The sequence below is a fragment of the Nesterenkonia pannonica genome (assembly GCF_019575955.1).
Lineage (GTDB): Bacteria > Actinomycetota > Actinomycetes > Actinomycetales > Micrococcaceae > Nesterenkonia > Nesterenkonia pannonica.
This window is the reverse complement of record NZ_CP080575.1, coordinates 810,101-825,028: the sequence shown is the minus strand read 5'-3', so window position 1 is coordinate 825,028 and position 14,928 is coordinate 810,101. Positions and strand designations below refer to the sequence as shown.

The following is a 14,928-nucleotide window of genomic DNA, read 5'->3' as shown; positions in this document are numbered from 1 at the left end:
CTGTCATTTATGCTGAAGGAGAGCCCTCATGGTTGACCTGGACATCGCGCTGGACCGATCCTCACCGGTGCCTCTATACCACCAGGTCGCCTCAGCCTTCACCGCAGCGATCCGCGAAGGCGTCCTTCCTCCCGAGACGAAGCTCGAGAACGAGATCGCACTGGCCAAGAGGTACAGCCTCTCGCGCCCCACGATGCGCCAGGCCATGGACCAGCTCGTCCGCGACGGACTGGTGGTGCGGCGCCGCGGCGTCGGCACGCAGGTCATCGGCCCTCCCGTCCGGCGCAACCTTCGCCTCTCCAGCCTCTACAACGACCTGCAGGACGAGGGGCAGAGCCTCAGACGCGCGTCCTCTCGCTGGAGACCGTGACCGCCGATCAGGAGGTGTGCGAGCAGCTCGGCCTCCCCGAGGGCTCGGAGGTGCACCACCTGCGACGCCTGCGCCTCGTCGACGGCCGACCCCTGGCTCTGATGGAGAACTGGCTGCCGCTCACCGTCGCCGAGCTGGACAGCAGAAGCCTTGAGACCGACGGGCTGTACAACATTCTGCGGCGCGCCGGCGTCGACTTCCGCATGGCACACCAGAAGGTCGGCGCCAGGATCGCCGATGCCGAGCAGGCTCGCCGCCTCAAGGTGGAGCAGGGCTCCGCGCTGGTCCTGATGGAGCGCACAGCCCTCGACAGCAGCGGAGCGCCCGTCGAGTTCGGCAAGCACGTCTACCGCGCCGACAGGTACTCCTTCGACATCATGCTTGTGGATTAGACCCAGACCCCAGTGGAAGGCAGCGCGACCATGTCCGCTCACACATCAGCGACCCGACAGGACCCGAGGGAAGCGCCGTGGGTGCACCCTCCGGCACGGCCAGCACGGCTGACTGGACCGTCGACGTGGGGACCCCTGACTCCGAAGTGCAGCCGCCCGGCTGGACGCACACCGGGCTGCGCGTCACCGGCCTCGCCGCCGGGGCCTCGGTGCGGCTGGCCGCCCAGCCGGAGGAGCGCATCATCATTCCGCTGTCCGGGTCCTTCGAGGTGCGCATCGACGGCGACACGTACGCCCTCGGCGGCCGCCCCTCCGTGTTCCACGGCCCCAGCGACGTCCTGTACACCGGGATCGAGACCGCCATCACGCTCTCCTCGGAGCGAGGCGGGCGGGTGGCCGTCGCCTCTGCGCCCGCGAGCGCACACCACCCCATCCGGCACATCGCCCGGGAGGAGGTGCCCGTGGAGCTGCGGGGAGTAAGCGTCGCGTCCCGCCAGGTGCACAACTTCGGCACGCCTGCGGTCCTGGAGGCGGACCGGTTCATCGTCTGCGAAGTGCTCACCCCGGCGGGCAACTGGTCCTCCTACCCGCCGCACAAGCACGACGAGGAGAAGGAGGGCGAGACCTCCCTCGAAGAGATCTACTACTTCGAGATGCAGCCGACCGAGGGCGCCCCGTGCCCTCTGCGGCAGACGGCGGACCCGATGTGATCGGCTACCAGCGCGTCTACGCCTCCGATGAGCGCCCGATCGACGTCACGGCAGAGGTCCGCACCGGCGATGTGGTGCTGGTCCCCTACGGCTGGCACGGCCCTGCCATGACCCCGCCGGGCCACGACATGTACTACCTCAACGTCATGGCAGGGCCGGGGCCCGTCCGCCAGTGGCTCATCAGCGACGACCCGCACCACGGCTGGATCCGTCGCACCTGGGACGAATCCGCCATCGACGACCGGCTTCCCTTCATAGGCTGATGAAGCCCCTGCCCAGGGAGGTCGCATGCCGCCCACTGCTGTAGGACTCGTCGGAGCAGGCCGCATCGGGACGATGCACGCCGCACATCTGAGCCTGCTCGCCCCGACGGCGTCGAGCTGATCGTGGCCGACATCGACCCCGCGCGGGCGCAGCAGGTCGCCGGGCAGCTGGGAGCGCGTGCCGCACCCTCAGTCGACGCCCTCTTCGACATGCCGCTGGACGGGCTCGTGATCGCCGTGGGCACCGCCCACCACGCACCGCTGATCGTGCGGGCCGCGCAGGCGGCCATCCCGGTGCTGTGCGAGAAGCCGCTGGCGGAGTCGACGGCAGCCTCGGAGCAGGTGCTGCGCGTCATCGAAGAGACCGGCGCCGCGGTCCAGGTGGGCCATCAGCGCAGGCTCGACGCCGGCTACGTCCAGGCCAAGCGGGCCTACGAGAACGGGGACCTGGGCTGGCTGCACACGATCCGTGCCATCACCGCCGATATGCGGCCCCCTCCCGTCGAGTTCATCGCCGGATCGGGCGGCCTGTTCCGCGACTGCTCCGTGCATGACTTCGACGCCCTGCAGTGGCTCACCGGCCAGCAGATCGTCGAGGTCTGCGCGCGGGGTCCAACAACGGCGACCCCGCCATCGGCGAGGTGGGGACGTGGACTCGGCCACCGCACTGATCACCCTCGAGGACGGAACACTGGGGTCGGTGTCAGCGACCCGCTACAACGGAGCGGGCCACGATGTTCGCCTCGAACTGCACGGGTCCGCCGGCACGGTGCACGTGGGACTGGACGCGAGCTACTCGGGAGTCTCCGCGGAGCCCGGGTTCGTCTTTCCCGCCGACATCCCGCACCGCACGTTCCATGAACGATTCGCTGAGGCCTACCGTGCGGAGATCCGAGCCTTCGTGCAGCTCGCGCGCGGAGAAGGCCCGAACCCCTGCCCTGCGGCGGAGGCCGTGGATGCGTCACGGGTCGCCGATGCCGCACAGCTGTCCCTGGAGACAGGCCGAGCCGAGCGCGTGCGACGATGAGATCGCCCCAGGCGAGTCCGGCAGGCATCAGCGCACCGCGGTGTCCTCCGAGCTCGGAGGCGCCCGTGGGGTCTGTCTCGGAATGTGACAGGCGTTTTGCCCGCTCTGACGGCGCGGACGTAGTCTCAGGAATGAACATTTCGACCGGCTCTGAGGTCTGGCTGCCGATACGAGCGATGGGAGTTGATCGGTATGATCACCGCTGCCCGTGATGACGGCGCCGAAGACATCCCCGCGCCTGCGGAGTTCGACCCGTTGGAGCTCAGAAAGGCCCTGGGGCAGTTCCCGCAGGGCATCGTCGCGGTGGCGGCCGAAGTCGACGGACACCCGGAAGTCCTCGTGGCATCCAGCTTCACCGTGGGGTCTCCTGGAGCCCCGCTGGTGACCGTCGCGGTGCAGCACACCTCCTCCACCTGGCCCAAGCTGCGTGACCGGGCGTCCCGCTTGGGCATCTCGGTGCTGGGTGCGCAGCAGTCCGAGCTCACCCGCCAGCTGGCCTCCACGGATCGTGCTTGGCCGCTTCCACGGGGTGGAACGCAGGATCGACGGTGAGCGGGCGCTGGTCCTGGAGGGCTCTCCGCTGTGGTTCACCACGCGCATGCACAGCCAGTTCACCGCCGGCGACCACGACGTGGCCGTCCTGGAGATCCTCGACTTCGGCTACGACGAAGCCTCTGAGGGGCTGGTCTTCCACCAGAGCCGGTTCAAGGGCCTCACCCCGCTGGAGTGAGCTCAGCAGCCTCATCGAACAGGTCGGCGCAACGGCGCGCAATATATGTGCTCGCGTTTTGTTCATCCGCGGCGTGTGAACGTAGAGTCTCCGCTGTAACCATCCAGAGCGACTGAGGGACCTGGCCCGACGACGACGCAGCAACCTGGATCTCCGCATTGCCCTCATCGGCTGCGGGAATCCTTCGGTGCTAACGCCAGGACCGATGGAGAGTGCATCATGATTTCGCTACGCCATGTGTCGACTGCCTTCGCGGCTCGCGGCAAGGAGCCCGTCCGGGCGGTGCAGGACGTCAGCCTGAGATTCCCCGCGGCAGCATCCAAGGCATCATCGGATTCTCCGGCGCCGGAAAGTCCACCCTGCTGCGCAACATCAACCTCCTGGAGCGCCCCACGGAGGGCGAGGTCTGGGTCGGCGGCACGGAGCTGACCGGGCTGAAGGACGAGCAGCTGCGCCAGGCCCGCCACCAGATCGGCATGGTCTTCCAGGGCTTCAACCTGGTCAACAACCTCACCGTGGCCCAGAACGTGGAGCTCTCACTGAAGTTCGCTTACCAGAAGGACAAGAAGCAGCGCCGGCGCCGGGCCGCCGAGGCGCTGGAGATCGTCGACATCTCCCCAAGGCGAAGAACTACCCCGCCCAGCTCTCCGGCGGCCAGAAGCAGCGGGTGGCCATCGCCCGCGCGCTGGCCACCCAGCCGGACGTGCTGCTGTGCGATGAGCCCACCAGCGCCCTGGACCCCTTCACCACCGCCACCGTGCTGCAGTACCTCGCTGACGTGAACCGTGAGTTCGGAATCACCGTGGTGATCGTCACCCACGAGATGGAGGTCATCAAGGCCTTGGCGGACCACGTAGCGGTCATGGAGGACGGAGCTGTGGTGGAGCAGTTCCCCGCCGCAGAGCTCGGCCGCGAGGACTTCGCCCCGAGAACCTCCATCGGGCGGTATCTGACCTCCGACGGCATCAGCGTGAATCGCGACGGCCGCACAGTCCCCGCCGCCGCGGCTGAGGGTGATCAGGACACCTTCGAAGAGATCGCCGACGAGCGGGACCAGAAGATCTTCGCCGCCGTCGAAGGGGTGTTCGCTGATGAACCTCCAGCTCATCATCGACCGCATCCCGGAGATCAACCACGCGATGCTGGAGACGTTCGCCATGATCGGGGTCTCCATCCCGCTGGCAGTGCTCCTGGGCACCCCATTGGGCATCTGGCTGTGGAGCCACGCCCCCGGCGGGCTGAAGCCCACGCCCAAGAGCCACACGGTGGTCTCTGCGATCGTCAACATGGTCCGCTCCTTCCCGTTCCTCATCCTGCTGATCGCCCTGATCCCGTTCACCCGGTTCATCGTGGGCACGTCGGTGGGAACGGCCGCGGTGATCGTTCCCTGACGATCAACGCCATCCCCTACTTCGCGCGCCTCGTGGAGCAGAACATCACACAGCTGGGCTCCGGCGCCGTGGAGGCCTCCCGAGCGATGGGCGCCACCAGCGGACAGATCATCCGCAGCGTGCTGCTGGTGGACGCCAAACCCGCCCTCATCGGCTCCATCACCATCACCACGGTCAGCTTCATCTCCTACTCCGCGATGTCCGGCCTGGTGGGCGGAGGCGGCATCGGCGACCTCGCCATCCGCTACGGCTACTACCGGTACGAGACCGAAACCATGATCGTGGCCTGCATCCTCATGGTGCTCCTCGTCAGCATCGTCCAGTACGGCGGCACCCGCATCGCCCGCATGACGGACAAACGCGTCTCCGCCTGAGAGACCTCCCTCACTCGCCCCGCAGAGCAACAGAAAGAGAACACCCCTATGCCTTCTTCCGTCCGTGCCCACCCTCGGCTCCTCAGCATCGCCGCCCTGACCGCGGCCGGAGCCCTGACCGCCACCGGCTGCGGCCTCGTCGAGGATGAGGACACCATCAGCATCATGGTCACCGAATCCGCCCCCTTCCAGGAGCCCACCGAGATCGCGGTGGAGCTGCTGGAGGACGAGGGCTACGAGGTGGACGTCAACTACGTCACGGACATCAATCAGCCCAACCAGGTGGTCCACAACGGCGAGTACAGCGCCAACTACTTCCAGCACCTGGCCTTCCTGAACAACTTCAACCAGTCCAACGAGACTGAGGTGGAGCCGCTGTTCAGCGTCTACTACGCACCGGTAGGCCTCTTCAGCCTGGAGCACGACTCCCTGGAGGATCTCCCCGACGGCGCCCAGATCAACCTGCCGGTGGACCCCTCCAACAACGGCCGGGCCCTCCAACTCCTGGCCGATGAGGGCCTGATCGAGTTCGATGACGAGGTCTCCGTCATCGAACTGACTCAGAACCACATCACGGAGAACCCCGGGGCTTCGAGTTCGTCGAGACCGACCAGCAGCAGGGGCCGCCTCCCTGCCCGATGTCGACGCCGGGTTCGCCTTCGTCCGCCTCGTCGCCGAAGCTAGCCACGATGTCGACGACACGCTGCTGGCCATTGAGGACGGACGCGACGAGGTGCGCATCCCCTTCACCTGTGTGGTGGCCGCGGCGCCGGACAGCGTGACCGACGAGCAGGCCCAGGCCCTGCAGAACGCCTTCCAGTCGGAGGAGGTTGAGCAATGGTTCCAGGAGTACCAGGGCGGCGTGATCGACTACGTCGACGACATCACCCTGGAGAACAGCGACGAGATCTGGACAGAGTTCACCGAGGGCGACGCATGAGGGCCGACGCTCCCAGCCGCAGACCACCGGCACTGGCTGCCGCCGCCGGTGCCGCCGGTGCCGCGTCCCTGGCGGTCACCGGCTGCGGACTCATCGACGGGGATGACCAGACCATCACGATGGTGGTCACAGAGAATGCGCCCTTCCAGGAACCCACCGAGATCGCCGAAGAGCTGCTGGAGGAGGACGGGTGGGACGTGCAGACCACGTACGTCACTGACATCATCCAGCCCAACTACACGGTCGACAACGGCGAATACGACGTCAACTTCTTCCAGAACCTCACCTATCTCCTGCAGTTCAACGAGGACCACGACCTGGATCTGGAGCCGATCCTCTTCATGTTCGAGCAGCCCTCAGGCATCTACTCCCAGGAGCACAGCTCGCTGGAGGAGCTCCCCGACGGGGCGCAGGTGGCGCTGCCTGTGGACACCGCGAACAACGGGCGCGGCATCAGCCTGCTGGCCCGCGCCGGGCTCATCGAGGTGGACGAGTCCAAGAGCACTCCGGAGCTCAGCGTGGACGACATCGAGGAGAATCCGCGCAGCCTGGAGTTCATCGAAGTGGACCAGCAGTCCGTGGGCACCGTCTACGACGACGTCGACGCCGTCTTCGGCTTCGCGCGGCTGCTCGCAGAAGTGGACGTCATGCCCGACGAGGCGCTGATCATTGAGAACGAGGAGGAAGCGCTGCCCTTCGCGATGACGATCGTGGCGCAGCCTGGGTTCCGCGAGCAGGAGCCGGAGAAGTACCAGGCCCTCAGGGAGGCCTACCACTCCGATGAGGTCAGGGACTGGTACCAGGAGTACCTCGACGGCCTCCTCACCCCGGCATTCGACCGCGACATCGACCAAGCATGGGAAGAGGCCAACAGCCGATGACACTCGCAGCCGCACCGACCGCCTCAGCCCAGCTTCCCAACCACGTGCTGGAGGACATCGCCTCCGGGGCCGTTGAGCGGGAGCTGCACCGAGTGCTGCCCTTCGAGCCGGTCCGCCAGCTGGACCGCCACGGCTTCGGAGCCCTGAGAGTGCCCGAGGCGTTCGGCGGCCCGGGCCTGAGCATCGAGGAGCTGATCGTCGACGTCATCCGCCTGGCGCAGGCCGACTCCAATATCGCCCATCTCTACCGCGGGCACTTCGGATTCGTGGAATCGCTGCGCTTCCAGCCGGAGGAGATCCAGCAGACCTGGTACCCGCGCGTGCTCGCCGGCACCACGGTCGGCAACGCCTCCACCGAGAAGGGCGGCAACGAACTGGGGACGCTGAACACCAAGCTCACGACCGCCGCCGACGGCACATGGCGGCTCAATGGTGAGAAGTTCTACTCCACCGGAACGATCTTCAGCGACTACACACGCGTCTCCGCCTCTCAGGAGGAGGGGATCGAAGGTAAGCGCTTCGCCGTCGTGCCCACCGACGGTGAGGGGGTCACGGTGCATGACGACTGGGACGGCTTCGGCCAGAAGCTCACCGGCACCGGCACGACGGTTCTGAACGACGCCCCGGTGGAGAGTCTCGGCATTCTCCGCCGGGTGCACGGATCCCATGAGGCGGTGCACGAAGCGGCGTTCTTCCAGCTCTACCTGCTGGCCGTGCAGGTCGGCATCGCCCACGCCGCAGTGCGCGACGCCGCCGAGACGCTGCGCAGGCGCACCCGCACCTTCAACACCTCAGCGTCCGGGGCCGCGTTCAAGCAGGACCCGCTGATCCAGCAGATCGTCGGGAAGATGGCCGCGAAGGCCTATGCCGCACAGGCCATCGTGGCCGAGACCGCCCGTGCCCATGATCGGGCCCTTGAAGCAGGCTTCGCCGCCGGAACCTGGAACCCCGAGTTCTCCGGTGAGCTGCCCGAAGGGGTCTACGAGTCCGAACTGGCGGTGGAGAAGGCCCAGATCACCGTGCCCGAGCTGGTGCTCAGCATCACCCAGGAACTGTTCGACACCGCGGGCGCCTCTGCAGTGCTGCGGACCAAGGCGCTGGACCGCCACTGGCGCAACGCCCGCACGATCGCCACCCACAACCCCATCGTGTTCCGCGCCCGATCCGTGGGGACTACGAGATCAACGGAACCCTGCCCGAGGGCCTCAACGCCATCGGCGATGCGAAATCCGAGGAGAGCCGATGACCATCCACTTCAACGCCTTCGACATGCTCGTTCCGGTTCACCAGAGCCCTGGGCTCTGGCGGCACCCCGAATCGCGGATCGACCAGTTCGACCAGTTGGAGTACTGGACCGGCTGTCCCAGACGCTGGAGCGCGCCAGCTTCTCCAGCCTGTTCCTCGCCGATGTCCCCGGCGTCTATGACGTCTACGGCTCCAGCCATCATTCCGCGGCGCGCGGCGGGGTGCAGTATCCGCTGCTGGACCTGCAGGTTCTGGTGCTTAGCGCTCGCAGCCGCCACCACCCACCTGGGGTTCGGCCTCACCGCCTCGGTGACCTACGAGCAGCCCTACCTGCTCGCCCGCCGCTTCGCGACCCTGGACCACCTCACCCAGGGGCGAGTCGCATGGAACGTGGTGACCAGCTACCAGGACTCCGCGGCCCGCAACCTCGGAATGCAGGGGCAGATCCCCACGATGAGCGCTACGACCGCGCCGATGAGTTCATGGAGGTCATGTACAAGCTCTTCGAGCACTCCATCGACGACGACGCCGTCATCGCCGACAAAGAGTCAGGAGTCTTCACCGACCCGGAGAAGGTCCGCGGCATCGAGCACGAATCCACGTGGTTCTCCGTACCAGGGCCCATGCTCACCCACCCCGGCCCGCAGCGCACGCCCCTGCTGTTCCAGGTGGCTCCTCCGCTCGCGGCCAGACGTTCGCCGTCGACCACGGAGAGGCGATCTTCGTCATCAACGCCAGGCCGGAGAAGCTGGCCCAGCAGGTCGAATCCACCCGCGCCCAGCTGACCGACGCAGGCAGAGACCCGTCCTCGGTCATCTTCTCCGCGATGGTGACCATCATCGTCGCGGACACTGAGGCTGAGGCGCAGGCCAGGTTCCAGGAGTACGCCGCCTACGTCGACACGGAGGCCGCGCTCACCCTCTTCGGCGGCTGGACCGGAGTCGACCTCTCCGATCTGCACGAAGACGACGATGTGGCCGACGTGCAGACCGAGGCGAACCAGTCCGCGCTGGCGATGTTCACCAAGGACCCCAGCAGGAGGTGGACGGTTCGGGAGGTCGCGGAGTTCATCTCCATCGGAGGCCGAGGCCCCACCATCATCGGCGATCCCGTGCAGGTCGTGGACCAGCTCTTGGAGTACCAGCGGATCTCCGGAGTGGACGGCTTCAACATCTCCGCCGCCGTGCGCCCGGCTGACTTCGAACGATTCGAGCAGTTCGTCACCCCGAGCTCCGCCGCCGCGGCCTATTGCCGGAGCGCCCCGAGACTCCGCTGACCCTGCGAGAGTCGCTGCTGGGCGCTGGGCCCCATCTGGCCCAGGACCACCCCGCCCGCCTACTTGCCCGGGCGGATGCCCGAGGTCCTCGCGCGGACGAGAGAGCGGGCCTACCTGACATGCGCCCGGGCCGCCCTGCTCCTTCGCCGACGTGCTCTACTCGGCTGACTGGTCCTGCAGCTGCTCGAGGAAGTCCTCAGCGTTGTCGCCGGTGACGAGCGTCGCGTCGATGGCAATCTCCTCCTCGACCGTCTCGCCCTCGATGACCCGGACCGCCTCTTCGATGCTGCGGTGGCCCATCTCGTAGGCGCCCTGGGCCATGGTGGCATCCAGCTCACCGGCGATGATCGAGTCGACCGCGTCCTCGGTCCCGTCGACGCCGACGATGAGGAAGTCCTCAAAGTCAGGCTTGGCGGCACGCACTGCCTCGACTGCCCCGAGGGCCATGTCGTCGTTGGCGGCCACGATGATGGACAGGTCGGGGTTCGACTGCAGCGCGTCGCTCGTCGCTGCACGGGCCTGCGCTCGGTCCGAGTCGGCGGCCAGCTCCGCGACCACTTCCACGCCGCTGTCCTCGAGGACCTCCATGGCACCGTCGATCCGGTCATCGGTCGATGGGTTTCCGGGAACTCCGCGGATCGCGAGCATCTCTCCTCGTCGCGCTCCTCCAGGACGAACTCCCCGAGGGAACGGCCGAGATCGAGGTTGTCGGTGCCGATGAAGGTCTCGGCCCCGTCCCAGCCGGGAACGCTGGTGTCCACCAGGACCACCGGAACGCCTTCGTCGGCCGCACTCTGAAGCACCGGCTCCAGCTGCTCGGCCTGCGTCGGCGAGACCACCAGGGCGTCAGGCTCCTGGTCAGGTCCGTGTTGATGCGGTCGATCTGCTCCTGGACCTCGGACTCCTGGGTGGCGCCGCCGATGGTCACGTTCGATCCCAGCTCCTCCGCGCCGTCATCGACACCGCCCATGACCTGGAGCCAATAGGGCGAGGTGGTGGTCTTCAGCACGACCGCAATGTCGTACTCCTCATCGGATTCGTCGCCCGCGTCGGCATCATTGCCGCATGACGTGAGGACGAGGGCTCCCACGCCGAACAGTCCAGCGAAACGCATAAGTCTTGTGGACATCGTTATTCCTCTTTCTTCTTCTGGGCCCCCACGATCATGGCGACCATCTGCTCCATGGTGTCTGCGTGCGGCTCAACCTCTCCGACGACCCTCCTTGCCTCAGGATCATCGCCTTGTCGCACACTTCGACAACATGATCCATATTGTGTGAAATAAGAATGATGGAGATGCCGAACTGCTCCGGAAGCCTCTTGACCGCATCGAGAACATTCCTGGTCTCGCGGAGGCCCAGAGCTGCCGTCGGCTCGTCGAGGATCAGCACCCGGCTGGCGAAGGCCACCGCACGGGCGACCGCCACTGCCTGGCGCTGACCGCCGGACATGAGGCCCACCGATGCGTTGAAGCTCGGCAGGTGCACCTGCAGGAGTCCAGTCGCCGGCGTGCATCCTTCTCCATCGCCTTCTTGTCCAGCCAGCCCAGGGCCCGAAATCGGCGCGGCTTGGTGAGCTCATTGCCGAGGTACAGATTGTTGACGATGCCGAGATTGTCGAACAGCGCGAGGTCCTGATACACCGCCTCGATGCCGAAGGCGCGTGCATCGTTCGGGCTGCGGATGTGGGCGCGCTTGCCGTCGACGAGTATTTCCCCGTCATCGATGGTGTGCACGCCGGTGATCGCTTTGATGAGCGTGGACTTGCCAAGCGCCGTTGTCGCCCAGCAGCCCCAGGACCTCTCCCTGCTCCAGCCGGAGATTCACGCCGTTGAGCGCCTTGACGGGCCCGAACATCTTGCTCGCGTTCCTCACCTCGAGCACCGGGGCCGTCGGGGCCGCCCCCGCCGCTCTCTCAGCACCCATGTTCTCTGTCGAGGTCATTCCTGCGCCTCCTTGCGCTCGAGCTTCTCTTCGACCTGCACCGACCGCAGCCGCGTCTCAAGTTAGCTTCGGACGACGTCGAGTTCGACGGCGAGGATCACCACGACGCCGAGAGCGACGTACTGCCATGACGGGTTGACGTTCAGAAGGTTCAGTCCGTTCTGGATGACGCCCAGAATGAGGGCGCCGACGAGGGCCCCGAACACGGTGCCGCGGCCGCCGAAGAAGCTGGCTCCGCCGATGATGACCGCGGCGATGGAGGAGAGCTCGAGCAGGTTGCTTACCGTGGGGTAGGCCGAGTTGGTCTGACCGCTGACGACGATCGCGGCTGTTCCGGCGAAGAAGCCGCTCATCACGTAGACCGAGATCAGCACACGGTCCACGGGGACTCCGACGCGCCTGGCACCTTCCTTGCTGGCTCCTACGGCGTAGATCCACTGGCCCCAGGTGATGCGCGTGAGCAGCAGGTGGACGAGCACCGCGAGCACCAGCACGACGATCACGGCCAGAGGGACTCCGAACAGCCGGTAGGTTCCGACCAGCCGCACCGATTCCGGCATTCCTGTGATGGGCTGACCGCCTGAGATCAGAAGGGCCGCGCCGCGGGCGATCATCATCATGGCCAGGGTGGCCAGGAACGGGTGGGGCAGCTTTCCCTTGACGAAGAGCGTTCCGCTGACTGCTCCCGCCAGGGCGCCGCCGAGCATCATGGAGGGGATCACCAGCCACCCCTCCACCAGCTCCAGGTCTCGGACCCACAGGGCACCGAGGACGCTGGAGAGCGCGATGAGGAGCCTACCGAGAGGTCGATGCCTGCAGTGATGATGACCAGCAGCTGGCCCAGCGCCAGCAGGGCCACCACCGAGGTCTCCAGGCCGATGTTTCCGAGGTTGCGGCCCGAGAGGAAGACCGGGCTGAGCAGGCTCAGCACGAGGACGATGATGAGCAGCATCAGCGCCGGACCCATACGTACGGCCGTCAGCGCCAGCCGAAGCTGATGACTGCTTCCAGTCCTTGCACTCATATCAACCATCCTGTCTGTTGCTGCTGTCCCGAACAGCCTCTCAGTCCGAGACAGCGTCAGCGTGAGCCACGAGACAACGCTAACGTGAGCCGAGTCACATTTTCCTGATGAAATGTAGGCTATGAGTCGTTAGTACTAATGTCAAGACATATGGTCAGGAAAGGGGCCGGTTCTCTGGGACGCCTACTCTCTCCTGACAGCGCAGAGCAGGAGGGCCTCAGGCAATCTCAACCGTGCGGCCCGTTCGGACCGACTCCTCCGCCGCGAGCGCGACCTGCAGGGCGGCCAAGCACTGCCTGGGAGGCGAGGTGCTCTCGGCGCCCAGCACGAGCCTCACGAACTCGTCCGTCTCGTTGAGGTAGGACTCCTTGAAGCGGGTCATGGCGCTGGTGAACGGCTCGCCCTGCTCCTCATGCCCGTCGAGGCGGTGAGTGCGCGAGCCCGTGGCCGCGACGTCGGTGCTCTCGGAGCCCTCCGTGCCGTGCACCTCCATCCGGGTCTCCTGCCTCCACCCCATGCGCCTACCGCACAGCAGGGTGGCCACGGCGCCGGAGGCGAACTTCAGCACGGCCGAGGCCGTGTCGACATCTCCGTGGCGCCCATACATGGGGTTCTCCGCCACGGAGCTGTGCGCGGACACGGAGACGATCCGGTCGTCGAAGATCCACGCCAGGGCATTGAAGTCATGGACGGCCAGGTCGCGCCACAGGCCCCGGACGAGGGCACGAACGCCTCGTCGGCGTCCAGATAGTCCAGGTTCACCGCCACGGCACCCCGGGGGTTCCCAGGACGCCGGAGAGCACCCGGCTGCGCAGCTGCCGGTGAGCGTCGTCGAAGCGCCGGTTGTAGCCCATCATCGCTCGGATCCTGCGGGACTCCATCAGCCGGATGAGCTCGAGCTGCTCCTCCACGGAGGCGGCCAGAGGCTTCTCGATCAGCAGCGGGATCCCAGAGGCGACAGCCTCGGTGATGAGAGGCCCGTGGGCCTCCGTGGAGGCGGCCACGACCAGTCCGTCCAGTCCCTCATACGCCCCGACGCGCCCTGCGGACTCCGGGAGCACGCGCGGGCGAAGCTTCGCTGCGACCTGCTCCTGATCGGAGGGTCGCGGTGCCTCCTCGGCGATGCGCAGGATCTCCGGGATCGCGCTCTCCAGCCGTCCCTGATCCCGGCCGAGCAGCACGACGGCGCCGACCTGCGGATGCATCGCCATATGCGCGGCATGGATGCGGCCGATGCGCCCTGCTCCCAGCACTCCCAGCGTCAGCTCTGAGGTGTCCTCCGACATGATTGCTCCTCACTGCGACAGCGCGCCTGATCACGCTGCGGGGTGACCATCACCCGTAGAACTCCGGACGTGCCGCAAGCTCCACGCTGACGATACCGTCACCGCCCTGGCTTGCCACGCCTGCCGCGCAGCAGGCCGCCGTGGCATAGCCGTCCCATGCGGAGGGCCCGGCGATGCGGCCCTGGTGCACCGCATCGACCCAAGCCTGCACCTCGACGTCGTAGGCATCCCGAAAACGGGAGACGAAGCCCGCGTCCACGGCAGTGCCGCGGCGACCATCCGCGGTGACCTCCAGCTCCCCGCTTCGCCGACGGCCACCACGCCGCGCTCGAACACCGCCTGCGTCCGCACCTGGTACCCGAACTGGGCGGAGCAGAAGATCTCCACGTCCGCCAGCAGCCCGGAGGAGGTCTGGATCACCACCTGCTGCGGATCCTGCAGCCCGGGAGCAGCCAGCGAGGTGGTGCGGCCGACGCGGACCTGCACAGAGTCGATCTCGCTGCCCGTGAAGAAGCGGACCGCATCGAACTCGTGGACGACCGAATCGTTGATGATCATCTCGTTGGTGAACCCAGGGGGCGTGGAGGGGTTCCGGTGCTGCAGGTGCAGCATCAGAAGCTCCCCGTACTCGCCGGAGTCGATGACGGCCTTCAGCTGACGGTACCCGGCGTCGAACCGGCGCATGAAGCCCACCTGGATGAGCTGCCGGCCCGAGACGGCCTCCGCCTCCATCACCCGCATCGACGACTCCGGATCGGGCGTCAGGGGCTTCTCGCACAGCGTGGGGATGCCGGCGTGGATCAGGCGCAGCAGCGCCTCCTCGTGCAGAAACCCCGGCGTGGCCAGCACCACAGCGTCCACCGCATCGGCGTCAAGCATCTCCTGGAGCGCGGTGAAGCTCTCCGCTGCCGGAGCCGTCTGGGCGACCTCGGCCGCTCGGAGCGGGTCCACGTCCACCACCGCGGACACCCGCGCGCGCAGGATGTGGTGGGCCAGCCTGTCGACGTGGTCGGCGCCCATCCGGTAAGCACCGACCACTCCGACGCGCAGCTCTTCCTGGGTCATGATGATCCTTC

At 66.9% G+C, this 14,928-nt stretch carries 17 protein-coding genes, 6 pseudogenes and 1 riboswitch; of the genes and pseudogenes, 14 read left to right on the top strand and 9 right to left on the bottom strand.

Annotated features, from left to right (window positions below; all coding sequences use genetic code 11):
* Positions 1–28: 28 nt before the first annotated feature.
* The 14 genes and pseudogenes from K0H76_RS06250 (at position 29) to K0H76_RS06185 (ending at position 9,599) form a co-directional block, all read left to right on the top strand.
* Positions 29–762: pseudogene (locus K0H76_RS06250) on the top strand (GntR family transcriptional regulator).
* A 77-nt stretch (positions 763–839) separates the two neighbouring features.
* Positions 840–1,472, top strand: coding sequence for a 5-deoxy-glucuronate isomerase (locus K0H76_RS06245; protein WP_258934839.1), 633 nt, complete (start codon positions 840–842; stop codon positions 1,470–1,472).
* Positions 1,469–1,735 (top strand): 5-deoxy-glucuronate isomerase, encoded by a 267-nt coding sequence (locus K0H76_RS06240; RefSeq protein ID WP_258934838.1) that lies wholly within the window; start codon positions 1,469–1,471, stop codon positions 1,733–1,735. The genes K0H76_RS06245 and K0H76_RS06240 overlap by 4 nt, the downstream gene beginning before the upstream one ends.
* Before the next feature lie 25 nt (positions 1,736–1,760).
* Positions 1,761–2,762 (top strand): annotated as a pseudogene (locus K0H76_RS06235) (Gfo/Idh/MocA family oxidoreductase).
* 192 nt (positions 2,763–2,954) lie between these two features.
* Positions 2,955–3,314: a flavin reductase gene (locus K0H76_RS06230; RefSeq protein WP_258934837.1), complete on the top strand. Its 360-nt coding sequence runs from the start codon at positions 2,955–2,957 to the stop codon at positions 3,312–3,314.
* Positions 3,292–3,492, top strand: a complete 201-nt coding sequence (locus tag K0H76_RS06225) for a flavin reductase family protein (RefSeq protein WP_258934836.1) — start codon at positions 3,292–3,294, stop codon at positions 3,490–3,492. Before K0H76_RS06230 ends, K0H76_RS06225 begins: the two co-directional genes overlap by 23 nt.
* A gap of 96 nt (positions 3,493–3,588) precedes the next feature.
* Positions 3,589–3,704: riboswitch (SAM riboswitch) on the top strand.
* The gene (locus K0H76_RS06220; RefSeq protein WP_258934835.1) at positions 3,705–4,274 is read left to right on the top strand and encodes an ATP-binding cassette domain-containing protein; all 570 of its coding nucleotides are present in this window, start codon (positions 3,705–3,707) and stop codon (positions 4,272–4,274) included. It begins immediately after the preceding riboswitch.
* Positions 4,160–5,257, top strand: a complete 1,098-nt coding sequence (locus K0H76_RS06215) for an ABC transporter permease subunit (RefSeq protein WP_258934834.1) — start codon at positions 4,160–4,162, stop codon at positions 5,255–5,257. Before K0H76_RS06220 ends, K0H76_RS06215 begins: the two co-directional genes overlap by 115 nt.
* A gap of 48 nt (positions 5,258–5,305) precedes the next feature.
* Complete coding sequence (locus K0H76_RS06210) at positions 5,306–5,941, top strand: MetQ/NlpA family ABC transporter substrate-binding protein (protein ID WP_258934833.1); 636 nt, start codon at positions 5,306–5,308, stop codon at positions 5,939–5,941.
* A gap of 49 nt (positions 5,942–5,990) precedes the next feature.
* Positions 5,991–6,197, top strand: a complete 207-nt coding sequence (locus tag K0H76_RS06205; protein ID WP_258934832.1) for a hypothetical protein — start codon at positions 5,991–5,993, stop codon at positions 6,195–6,197.
* Positions 6,194–7,078 carry a MetQ/NlpA family ABC transporter substrate-binding protein gene (locus K0H76_RS06200; protein ID WP_258934831.1) on the top strand — a complete coding sequence of 295 codons (885 nt, stop codon included), beginning with the start codon at positions 6,194–6,196 and terminating at the stop codon, positions 7,076–7,078. Before K0H76_RS06205 ends, K0H76_RS06200 begins: the two co-directional genes overlap by 4 nt.
* A pseudogene (locus K0H76_RS06195) lies at positions 7,075–8,160 on the top strand (acyl-CoA dehydrogenase family protein); the annotation flags it as partial. The gene K0H76_RS06200 and the pseudogene K0H76_RS06195, both read left to right, overlap by 4 nt.
* A gap of 340 nt (positions 8,161–8,500) precedes the next feature.
* Positions 8,501–8,698, top strand: a pseudogene (locus K0H76_RS06190) (LLM class flavin-dependent oxidoreductase); the annotation flags it as partial.
* Positions 8,699–8,924: 226 nt separating this feature from the next.
* Positions 8,925–9,599 (top strand): LLM class flavin-dependent oxidoreductase, encoded by a 675-nt coding sequence (locus K0H76_RS06185; RefSeq protein WP_258934830.1) that lies wholly within the window; start codon positions 8,925–8,927, stop codon positions 9,597–9,599.
* Positions 9,600–9,755: 156 nt separating this feature from the next.
* On the opposite strand, the pseudogene K0H76_RS06180 reads toward K0H76_RS06185, so the two are convergent.
* The 9 genes and pseudogenes from K0H76_RS06180 to K0H76_RS06140 all read right to left on the bottom strand — a co-directional run bounded on the left by K0H76_RS06180 (position 9,756) and on the right by K0H76_RS06140 (position 14,917).
* Positions 9,756–10,402, bottom strand: a pseudogene (locus K0H76_RS06180) (sugar ABC transporter substrate-binding protein).
* A 360-nt stretch (positions 10,403–10,762) separates the two neighbouring features.
* On the bottom strand, positions 10,763–11,050 hold the full coding sequence (locus K0H76_RS06175) for an ATP-binding cassette domain-containing protein (protein ID WP_258934829.1): 288 nt from the start codon (positions 11,048–11,050) through the stop codon (positions 10,763–10,765).
* On the bottom strand, positions 10,984–11,334 hold the full coding sequence (locus tag K0H76_RS06170; RefSeq protein WP_258934828.1) for a hypothetical protein: 351 nt from the start codon (positions 11,332–11,334) through the stop codon (positions 10,984–10,986). Before K0H76_RS06170 ends, K0H76_RS06175 begins: the two co-directional genes overlap by 67 nt.
* Entirely contained in the window at positions 11,318–11,542 is a 225-nt protein-coding gene (locus K0H76_RS06165; RefSeq protein ID WP_258934827.1) for a hypothetical protein, read from the bottom strand. The genes K0H76_RS06170 and K0H76_RS06165 overlap by 17 nt, the downstream gene beginning before the upstream one ends.
* A 62-nt stretch (positions 11,543–11,604) precedes the next feature.
* Complete coding sequence (locus K0H76_RS06160; protein WP_258934826.1) at positions 11,605–12,279, bottom strand: ABC transporter permease; 675 nt, start codon at positions 12,277–12,279, stop codon at positions 11,605–11,607.
* Positions 12,261–12,566: a hypothetical protein gene (locus K0H76_RS06155; protein ID WP_258934825.1), complete on the bottom strand. Its 306-nt coding sequence runs from the start codon at positions 12,564–12,566 to the stop codon at positions 12,261–12,263. The genes K0H76_RS06160 and K0H76_RS06155 overlap by 19 nt, the downstream gene beginning before the upstream one ends.
* A 217-nt stretch (positions 12,567–12,783) precedes the next feature.
* The gene (locus K0H76_RS06150; protein ID WP_258935348.1) at positions 12,784–13,230 is read right to left on the bottom strand and encodes a Gfo/Idh/MocA family oxidoreductase; all 447 of its coding nucleotides are present in this window, start codon (positions 13,228–13,230) and stop codon (positions 12,784–12,786) included.
* A gap of 94 nt (positions 13,231–13,324) precedes the next feature.
* Positions 13,325–13,852: a Gfo/Idh/MocA family oxidoreductase gene (locus tag K0H76_RS06145; RefSeq protein ID WP_258934824.1), complete on the bottom strand. Its 528-nt coding sequence runs from the start codon at positions 13,850–13,852 to the stop codon at positions 13,325–13,327.
* A 49-nt stretch (positions 13,853–13,901) separates the two neighbouring features.
* Positions 13,902–14,917 (bottom strand): annotated as a pseudogene (locus K0H76_RS06140) (Gfo/Idh/MocA family oxidoreductase).
* Positions 14,918–14,928: the final 11 nt, after the last annotated feature.